Source organism: Noviherbaspirillum autotrophicum (assembly GCF_000818395.1).
Classification (GTDB): domain Bacteria; phylum Pseudomonadota; class Gammaproteobacteria; order Burkholderiales; family Burkholderiaceae_D; genus Noviherbaspirillum; species Noviherbaspirillum autotrophicum.
On sequence record NZ_JWJG01000028.1, the window covers coordinates 1,997,297 to 2,007,386 of the forward strand.

Below are 10,090 nucleotides of genomic sequence, written 5' to 3' on the forward strand. Positions count from 1 at the left end.
GCGCTTTGGGCTATGCCACCGGCTCCGCGAAGATTTTATCGCTGGCCAGGAACTCGCCCAGGATATCGGCCGGCACCGCCGAGCTGTAGTAGTAGCCCTGCACTTCATGACAGCCGAATTGGCGCAGGCGCTCGAGCTGCTCGCGCGACTCGACGCCTTCGGCGATGACGCCCAGCTTCAGGCTGCGCGCCAGATTGATGATGGCGCAGGTGATGGCTTCGTCGTCCGGATTGTCCAGCATGTGCGCAATGAATGAGCGGTCGATCTTGATCTTGTCGATCGGTATCTGCTTCAGGTAGCTCAGGCTGGAATAGCCGGTGCCGAAATCGTCGATGTTGATCTTCACGCCCACACTGCGCAGGTTGCGTGCCAGTTCCGCCACTTGCGGCGCGCGGCGCATGATCGCGCTTTCGGTGATTTCCAGCCCCAGGCAGGCGGGATCGGTGTGGGTATCCTGGAGCAGACGGGTAATGAAGGTGGCAAATCCCTTCTGCTGAAATTGCAGCGGCGACACGTTGACCGAAAGCGGGATCGGACGCAAGCCTTCCTGCTGCCAGCGACGGCTTTGCAGGCACGCTTCGCGCAGCGCCCATTCGCCGAGGGTGCCGATCAGGCCGCGCTCTTCCGCCACCGGGATGAATTCCGCCGGCGACAGAACTTCCTTGTCCTGCTGGCGCCAGCGCAGCAAGGCTTCTGCCCCGATCACCTTGCCGGACATGATGTCGACCTGCGGCTGGTACAGCAGGCGCAGGTCGTGCGCGTCGATCGCATGCCGCAACTGGCGCTCGACATACAAGCTGCGCGTGAGCTGGCGGTTGAGCTCGGGCGTGAAGAACTGGAAGTTGTTGCGGCCCTGGCTCTTGGCCTGGTACAGCGCGGCGTCGGCATGCTTGAGCAGATCGGGGAGTGCGCGGCCATCCTCGGGGAAGACGCTGATGCCGATGCTGATGGTGGCATGGACCTGTTGCTCCTGCAGCATGAACGGCTGGGCCGTAAGGTGCAAGATTTTTTCCGCCACGGCCGCTGCCTGCTCGCCGCGTTCTATGTCGGGCAGCACCACCACGAATTCGTCGCCGCCCAGGCGCGCCACGGTGTCTTCCTCGCGCACGCATTGCAGCAGGCGTTCGCCGATGGAGCGCAGCAGCAGGTCGCCGGCCTGATGGCCGAGCGAATCGTTGACATGCTTGAAGTTGTCGAGGTCCATGAACAGCACGGCAACCTTCTTGCTGCTACGCAGCGCCATGTGGGTGGCCTGCGCCAGGCGGTCGTTGAACAGCGTGCGGTTGGGTAGCGAGGTGACGTTGTCGTAGTACGCCAGCGCCTGCACCTGCTGCTCGGCGGCTTTGCGCAGCGTAATGTCGGTGGAAACGCCGTCGATGCGCAGCGGCTGCCCCGTCATAGCAAAGACCATTTGACTGCGGCAATGTACCCAGCGCAACGCGCCGTCGTTGCGCACGATACGGAATTCCATGTCGCAGGAAGGATGCGCGGGATCGAAGCCCCGCAATGCCTGGTCGATCTGCGGCCGGTCTTGCGGATGAATGACGTCCAGCCACAGGTGCGGGTTGCGCTCGAAGTCTGATGGCGCGTAGCCATAGATTTCTTCGACCGAACGGTTCATGTAGTTCAGCCTGCCCAGGCCGGGCGAGAAGGACCAGACTACGTCATGAATCGAGGCCAGGATGCTATTGAGCTTATCCCGGCTTTCCTGCAGCGCCGCCTGCGCCTGCTTGCGTTCGCTGATGTCGCGCGAAATCATCTGGACGAGCGTCTTTCCCGACAGGGTGAGCGTGCGCGCACTGACTTCGACCGGCAGGGTGCTGCCATTGGCATGCTGCTGCAGCAGCTCGAACACTGCCGTTCCCTCGTCGCGCAACTTGGCGAGGGTCGACTCCAGCAGCGCATGGCAGGAAGGCGGGAACAAGTCTTCGATGCACATGCGCAGCAAGGCATCGTGTGTGAGGCCGAGCAGCTGCGACGTCTTGTCGTTGGCTTCCAGAATATGGCCCTTGGCATCGGCCAGTATGATCATGTCGTTCGCATAGCGCGACAGGTAGTCGTATTGCCGCTGCAGGCGCTGCCTTTCGGCGGCTGCCTGCAATGCTTCCAGCCGCATGTCGCTCTGCTGTTTGCGCAGCCACGACAGGGCGGCCAGCGCCAGCAGGCAGGCGAAGGCCGCCGTGATGCTGCCGACGGTCCAGGCCAGAATGCGCAGGTTCCCGCGGATCTGGCCGTGGTTCAGGGCCGTGATGAGGAACCACGGCGTGCCGTGGATCTTGCGCGCGGCCGATATCCAGGCATCTCCCTGATTGTCGTGCAGCATGAAATGCGCGGCAGGAGTGCGCGCCGAAGCGTTCAGTTGCTGCACGGTTATCGGTAAGGGACTCTGGAAGTGCAACTGCCCGGGTTCGCCGTTGCTGGAGGCGATGAGGATACGGGAATCGCGTATTTCAACCAGGAATACCTCGGTGGAAGTATCAAAGAGCGGCATCGCATGCACGAACGGCTCGAGCGGCAGATCGGCGTTGGCCCTCAGGAAGAGCACCGAGGCGGGGGCCTCGACATTCTCGCGTGCCGGGAGGATCGGGCTGAAAAAATCCACGATTTGGCCGGGACCTGCGGCTGGCAAGGCACGAATCGATGAAATTTCCGTCTGCGTGCCGGCAAGCGCGCGCAGCATTGCCTGTTGCGATGCCGCGTCCAGCGGCGGCGGGCGGTCTTCGGTCGATACCAGCAGCCCGCCGTTCCTGTCGAGGATGGCGACCTCGATGTAGCCATAGGTGATCTTGATGGTGGCTAGCTGCTCGCGCAACTGGCGCCTGAATCCATTGTGGGGTGAGCCGCGTGCCATCCAGCTGTTGATTGCTTCGCCCAGGAAACGGCCACCGCCAAAAACCATCGCGTCGCCCAATCTTTCCTGTGCCCAAGCCGATACGGCAGCGGTACGGATATCGGCCACACGGTCCAGGGTCGCTTCGAATTGCCTTTCCTCGTTTTGCACCAGCCGGCGATAGACCAGGTAACTGATCGCCACGGAAAGAAAAAATAGCAGCACGAGCAAGGCTGCCGCCAGGCGGGCGTGCCGTGCGTTCCTGTCGCCGTTTCTTGTAAAGAGAGAGATATGCATGTGCAAAAAAGGTGCACTGCAGGCGCACTGCAGATGCACGACATCCGGCACGGCGCGGGATGTGCGCCGCCAATGGTATGACTGGCTGGCGGCGGGCCCGTTCGACGGAAGGGGCGGTGCGGCATGTTTTATTGCGCCATCTCAGGTTTGCCGTGCGGACGCTTTTTTGCGGAACTTACCAGGTGTCGATGAACGGCCGCTTCTTGCCGGAGCGTGGCGCAGCCGGCGGCACCGAGCGCAGCCCGCGCAATACCCAGCGGCGCGTGTCGAGCGGGTCGATCACGTCGTCGATTTCCAGGAACGACGCCATGTTGATCGCCTTGCCTTGTTCATAGGAGGCGGCCACCATGTTCTCGAACGCGGCGCGGCGCTGTTCCGGATCGGCAATGGCTTCCAGTTCCTTGCGATAGCCGAGCCGCACCGCGCCTTCCAGTCCCATGGCGCCGAATTCGCCGCTGGGCCAGGCGACGGTGAAGAAGGGCGCGTGGAAGCTGCCGCCGGCCATTGCCTGCGCGCCCAGGCCGTAGCCCTTGCGCAACACGACCGTGAAAAACGGCACGCTGATGCTGCCGGCGGTGACAAACATGCGCGACACGTGGCGCACCATGGCCGTCTTCTCCGCGTCCGGCCCCACCATGAAGCCGGGTGTGTCGCACAGCGACAGGATCGGCAGGTCGAAGGCATCGCACAGCTGCATGAAACGTGCCGCCTTATCGGCCGCGTCTGCATCGATCGCACCGCCTAGGTGTATCGGGTTATTGGCGATCAGGCCGAACGGGCGGCCTTCGATGCGGATCAGCGCGGTGACGATGCCGGCGCCGAACTGGCGGCGCAATTCCAGCACCGAATCCCGGTCGGCCAGCGTGTCGATGATGCGGCGGATGTCATAGGAGCGCAGCCGGTTTTCCGGGATCAGGTGGCGCAATTCGCGCTGATCGGCGCATTCCCAGGCGGCGACGGTGCCCTGGAAGTACGACAGGTATTGCTTCGCCGCCCGCACCGCCTCTTCTTCGTCGCGCACCACCACGTCGATGACGCCGTTGGGCGCCTGCATGCTGACCGGACCGACTTGTTCCGGCTCGAACACGCCGAGTCCGCCGCCCTCGATCATGGCCGGGCCGCCCATGCCGATGGTGGCGTTTTCGGTCGCGATGATGACGTCGCAGCAGCCGAGAAAGGCGGCATTGCCGGCAAAGCAGCGCCCGGAGACGATGCCCACGCGCGGCACCAGGGCGCTGAGCCTGGCAAAGTTAATGAAGGACATCACGTCCAGCCCGGCCACCAGCAACGCGTCGGTGTCGCCGGGCCGGCCGCCGCCGCCTTCGGCGAAGATTACCAGCGGCAGCCGCCACTGTTCGGCCAGTTGGAACATGCGGTCGGTCTTCTTGTGGTTCATCATGCCCTGGGTGCCGGCGAACACCGTGTAGTCGTAGGACAGCACCATGCAGCGCGCGCGTTCGTCGCTAAACAGTTCGCCGTTGACGCTGCCGACGCCGGCCACCAGCCCGTCGGCCGGGCTGATCCGGATCAGCTCGTCGAGCGGTCGGCGCCGCCGCTGCGCGGCGATCGCCAGCGCGCCGTATTCGATGAAGCTGTCGGTATCGCACAAGTCATCGATGTTCTCTCGCGCGGTGCGCTGGCCGGTCTTGCGGCGGCGCGCCACCGCGTCCGGGCGGGCCGCATCCAGTCCGGCCTCATGGCGCGCATGCGCTTCGGCCAGGTCGGCGCGGATATGGTCGAGGTCCGTTTCGGCGGCATGCTGCGTATCGTCGCGTTCGATCTGTGCCGGCTCGATGAACAGCAGCGCGTCGCCATGCGCGAGCACATCTCCCGCCTTCGCCGCAATCAGGCGCACGTGGCCGGCCGCATCAGCCTTGACGATGTGTTCCATCTTCATCGCCTCGATCACCGCCACCTGCTGGCCGGCCACCACCGCGTCGCCTTCCAGCACGTCCAGCGACACGACTGACCCCTGCATCGGCGCCGCCACGGCGACCGTTCCTGCCGGCGCTTGCGGCCCGCGCCGCGGCGGCGAGGTCAAATCCGCGTCCTCGCCGGCCGACGCGAAGTACAGCTTGCGGTGCTCGCCGCCTTCGGCTTCCAGCAGCGCGTCGATGTGCTGTTCGACATAGCGGGTATGCACGCGGTTGGCCACCACGTCAGGCTGACGGATCAGGTTTTGCAGAAAGCCGATATTGGTGTCGACGCCCTCGATGCGGAATTCGCACAATGCGCGATAGGCGCGCGTCAGTACGTCCGGGTAATGCCGCGACGGGCTCGACACGACGACCTTGGCCAGCAGCGAATCGAAGTTCGGGCTGGTGGCATAGCCGGCATAGCCGAAGGTGTCGACGCGCACGCCGGGGCCGGACGGCGGCTCGAATGCGGTGAGCCTGCCGCCGGCGGGCAGGGCCGCGCCGGTGGCATCCATGGTTTCCATGTTGATGCGCAACTGCACCGCAAAGCCGCGCGGCGCCGGTATCTCGTGCTGCATCAAGCCGAGCTGCGCGAGCGTGCCGCCATTGGCGATTTGCAGCTGGGCCGCCACCAGGTCGATGCCGGTGACTTCCTCGGTCACCGTGTGCTCGACCTGCAGGCGCGGATTGGCTTCGATGAACATGAAGCTCGCGGCGTCGCCATGGGCATCGGCGTCGACCAGGAATTCGAAGGTGCCCAGGCCGCGGTAGCGCACCGCCTGCGCCAGTTGCACCGCAGCCTGCGCGATTCGCTCACGCAGCGGTTGCGGCAGGGTGGGGCTGGGCGCGATTTCGACCAGCTTCTGATTGCGCCGCTGCAGCGTGCATTCGCGCTCGCCCAGCTGCGCGACCTGTTCGCCGTCGCCCACGATTTGCACTTCGATATGGCGCGCGCGGCGCACCAGCTGTTCGACATAGACGGCGTCGCTGCTAAATGCCGCCAGCGCTTCCGACTGGCAGCGCGCATATGCTTCGTCGACCTCTTCCATGCGCAGGACGGCGCGTATGCCGCGCCCGCCGCCGCCGGCCAGCGCCTTGATCATCATGGCGCCGCCTTCTCCCTGCGACGCCAGGAACGCGCGCGCCTGCTCCAGCGATGTCGGCCCCTGCGTGCCCGGCACGACGGGTACTTGCCGCTGCTGGGCCAGGTCGCGCGCGGCGGCCTTGTCGCCGAACAGGGCGAGCACTTCCGGCTGCGGGCCGACGAACAGGATGCCTTCCTCCTTGCAGCGGCGCGCAAAATGCGCGTTCTCGCTCAGGAAGCCGTAGCCGGGATGAATCGCGTCGCACCCGGCGCGGCGCGCGGCGACTACGATCTGCTCGATGTCGAGATAGGCCGCTGCGCCCTTGCCGGCGAGCGCATAAGCGTCATCGGCCTTGCGCAGGTGCAGGGACGCGGCGTCGTCTTCCGAGTACACCGCGACTGTCGCAATGCCCAGTTCGGCGGCGGCGCGCGCGATGCGAATGGCGATTTCGCCGCGGTTGGCGATCAGCAGTCTGGCGATGGTCATGGTTTCTTTGACGTTCCGGTGTTGCGTTTCTGTTGAATTTTCGTCCGGGCAGGCTGTGCGCCGGCGATCTTGAGCATGATCTGGGTCAGCTGGCCGACCATTTCCTCGGGGGCGATTTCGCCGTCCGGCTTGTACCAGGTGTACAGCGATGTGGCGACGCCGCCGATGGCCAGGGCGGTCAGCTTGGCATTCTCGAAATCGCAGTCGCCGCTTTTCTTGCATTCTTCCAGCAGGACGCTCAGTTCGCGGTAAAAGCGGCGCGCCATGGTGCGCAGCGATTTCATCAATGCCGTATCGAGCGCCGCTCCCTCGCGGTAGGCAAAGGTGCCGGCCTTGAAGTAGGCGATGTTGGCGGCGGCGAAACGGTGCAGCCCGTCGCGCAGCTTTTCCACGGCCGGACGCGCGTCGTCGTCGGCAAAGCGCATCGACGTCAGGCAGGCGACCGAGGAGCGCCAGCACAGCGTCTCGAAGATTTCGTTCTTGTTGTTGAAGTAGTAGTAGAGATAGGGCTTGGTCACGCCCAGCTCGTCGACGATGTCGGCGATGGTGGTGCCGGCGTAGCCATGCCTGAAAAACAGGTCTTCGGCGGCTTCGAGTATGCGTTCCCGTTTCTGGTCGCGCACATCGTCGGCGATTTCCTGGCGGTGCTGGGCGTGCCGGGTGGCGGCTTTTTTCATGGAAGTGTCCGGAACTGTGGAAGGCAGCGTTCCGGAACAATATACCAGAAAGTAGGAAAATTCTACCGGTTGGTATATTTCAGTGACCCACGCCCCTCTCCCGTCCGTAGGAGAGGGGCATTTTTTTACGCCAGCTGCGCTGCGTACATTTCAAGGTGATGATCAGTGCTGCCGAACTGCAGCTCGATGGCCATCAGGCGCTTGAAGTAGTGGCTCACGTCCAGCTCGTCGGTCACGCCCATGCCGCCGTGCAGCTGCACCGCCTGCTGGCCAACGAAGCGGCAAGCCTGGCCGATCACGACTTTGGCGGCAGACAGCGCACGGCTGCGCAGTTCCGCATCCGTATCTTCACAGCGCACTGCGGCGAGGTAGCTCATCGAGCGCGCCTGTTCGATATGCAGCACCATGTCCGCCATGCGGTGCTGCAGCGCCTGGAATTTGCCGATCGGCTGGCCGAACTGCTTGCGGTTGCGCGCATAGTCGACCGTGGCGGCGAGCAGCTTGTCGAGCGCGCCGACGGCTTCCGCGCATACAGCGGCCAGGCCGACATCGAGCACTTGCGCAAGCAGCGACTGGGTATCGCCACCGCTGCCGAGCAGTGCGCCGGCCGGCACGAATACCTGGTTGAGCCACAGCTCGCTGGCGGCCACGCCGTCGACCGTCTTGAATGCAACCTGGCGCAGCCCGGCCGCGTCGCGCGGCACGACGAATACCGCCAGCGGGCCGGATTCGCCCGCCTTGGCCAGGCGCGCCGTGATCAGCAGCACGTCGGCGGAGGAACCGTGCGCCACCACGGACTTGTGGCCGGTGATGACGTAGCCGCTGCCGACCGGCCAGGCGCGCGTCTCAATCGCCATGCGGTCGTAGCGGGTGGACGGCTCGTCGTGCGCCAGTGACGCGATCTTTTCGCCGGCCGCCAGCGGCGGCAGCAAGGCGGCACGCTGCGCGTCGTCGCCGAGCAAGGCAATCGTGCGCGTCGCCAGCACGGCGCTGGCGAGATACGGTTCCAGCAGCAATCCCTCGCCGATGGCGTTCATCGTCAGCATGGTGTCGATCGCATTGCCGCCCAGGCCGCCGTCGGCTTCCGGCACGTTCAGAGCCAGCAGCCCGAGGTCGGCCAGCCCTTGCCACACCTCGCGGGAAAAGCCCTCCAGCGACTTTTCCTTGATCTGGCGGCGCGTTTCAAAGCCGTAATCCTTGGCGACGAAGCGGCGGGCGGTATCGAGCAGCATCTGCTGCTCTTCGCTGAATGTGAAGTCCATGGCGTTCTCCTACAAGCCCAGGATCATCTGGGAGATGATGTTCTTTTGAATTTCGTTGGAGCCGCCGTAGATCGACAGCTTGCGCATGTTCAGGTAGTTGGCGGCCAGCGGTGTCGCGTAGAACGGGCCCACGGCCTCGCCCTGGTAGCCGGCGGCCATCGCTGCGCGCCGCAGCGGCAAGCCGTAGGGGCCGGCGGCCTGCACCAGCAGCTCGGTGATCGCCTGCTGGATCTCGGTGCCCTTGATCTTCAGGATCGACGCTTCCGGGCCCGGCGCGCGCTGCTGTGCCTCGGCCGACAGCACGCGCAGGTTGGTGATTTCCAGCGCGGTCAGGTCGATCTCGACTTGCGCGATCTTCGCGGCGAACAGCGGGTCCTTGATGAGCGGCTTGCCGTGTTTCGTTTCGAGCGAAGCGATGCGTTTGAGGCGCGCCAGTTCGCGCTTGGCGATGCCGATGCCGGCGATGTTGGTGCGCTCGTGGCCGAGCAGGAATTTCGCGTAAGTCCAGCCGGCGTTTTCCTCGCCGACCAGGTTATCGACCGGCACCCGCACATCTTCAAACCAGACTTCGTTGACCTCGTGCGCGCCGTCCATCGTGATGATCGGACGCACCGTGATGCCGGGAGTCTTCATGTCGATCAGGAGGAAGGAAATGCCGCGCTGGGCTTTCGCTTCCGGGTCGGTGCGCACCAGGCAGAATATCCAGTCGGCGTACTGGCCTTGCGTGGTCCAGGTCTTCTGGCCGTTGACGATGTAGTGGCCGCCGTCGCGGACGGCGCGCGTCTTGACCGAGGCGAGGTCGGAGCCGGAGCCCGGTTCGGAGTAGCCCTGGCACCACCATTCCTCGGCGGCCAGGATCTTGGGCAGGAAGCGTTGCTGCTGTGCCGGCGAGCCGTAGCGCATGATGACCGGCGCGACCATTTTCAGGCCGAACGGGATCATGCGCGGCGCGCCGGCGGCGGCGCATTCTTCTTCGAAGATGTATTGCTGCACGGCGCTCCAGCCGGTGCCGCCGAATTCCGTCGGCCAGGCGGCGCCGCCCCAGCCCTTGGCATGCAGGATTTTCTGCCAGCGGGTGTAGTCGCTGCTGTCCAGGATCAGGCCATTGATGACCTTGTGCTGGATGTCGGGGGGCAGCGAGGTGGCGATGAAGTCGCGCACTTCCTGGCGGAAGGCGAGGTCTTCGGAAGTGAAGTTCAGGTTCATTTAATCCTCTTGCTTGTTCTTTGTGGCGGCTCCAGCGAAATCTGCGAATGCCTTCTGCGCGACTGTTTCCTGAATTGCCCGCGGTTTTAGAACGCCGCGATCCCCGTCTGCTCGCGGCCGAGAATCAGCGCATGAACGTCGTGTGTTCCTTCATAGGTGTTCACCACTTCGAGATTGACCATATGGCGGATCACGCCAAATTCATCCGAGATGCCGTTCCCGCCCAACATGTCGCGTGCCATGCGCGCCACGTCCAGCGCTTTGCCGCACGAGTTGCGCTTCATGATCGACGTAATGGCGGGTGCGGCGGTCCCTTCATCCTTCATGCGGC

Annotated in this window: 6 protein-coding genes; all 6 read right to left on the reverse strand. The window is 64.5% G+C overall.

Annotation, left to right across the window (positions count from 1 at the left end; genetic code table 11):
• Positions 1 to 10: 10 nt before the first annotated feature.
• Positions 11 to 3,127 (reverse strand): bifunctional diguanylate cyclase/phosphodiesterase, encoded by a 3,117-nt coding sequence (locus tag TSA66_RS25520; protein ID WP_084199476.1) that lies wholly within the window; start codon positions 3,125 to 3,127, stop codon positions 11 to 13.
• Positions 3,128 to 3,302: 175 nt separating this feature from the next.
• The gene (locus TSA66_RS10510; RefSeq protein ID WP_040039967.1) at positions 3,303 to 6,614 is read right to left on the reverse strand and encodes an acetyl-CoA carboxylase family protein; all 3,312 of its coding nucleotides are present in this window, start codon (positions 6,612 to 6,614) and stop codon (positions 3,303 to 3,305) included.
• The gene (locus TSA66_RS10515; protein WP_052452238.1) at positions 6,611 to 7,291 is read right to left on the reverse strand and encodes a TetR/AcrR family transcriptional regulator; all 681 of its coding nucleotides are present in this window, start codon (positions 7,289 to 7,291) and stop codon (positions 6,611 to 6,613) included. The genes TSA66_RS10510 and TSA66_RS10515 overlap by 4 nt, the downstream gene beginning before the upstream one ends.
• A gap of 125 nt (positions 7,292 to 7,416) precedes the next feature.
• Positions 7,417 to 8,553: an acyl-CoA dehydrogenase family protein gene (locus TSA66_RS10520; protein WP_040039968.1), complete on the reverse strand. Its 1,137-nt coding sequence runs from the start codon at positions 8,551 to 8,553 to the stop codon at positions 7,417 to 7,419.
• Positions 8,554 to 8,562: 9 nt separating this feature from the next.
• Entirely contained in the window at positions 8,563 to 9,759 is a 1,197-nt protein-coding gene (locus TSA66_RS10525) for an acyl-CoA dehydrogenase family protein (RefSeq protein WP_040039969.1), read from the reverse strand.
• An 86-nt stretch (positions 9,760 to 9,845) separates the two neighbouring features.
• On the reverse strand, positions 9,846 to 10,090 hold a 245-nt coding region (locus TSA66_RS10530; protein ID WP_269748373.1), incomplete at its 5' end, for an acyl-CoA dehydrogenase family protein.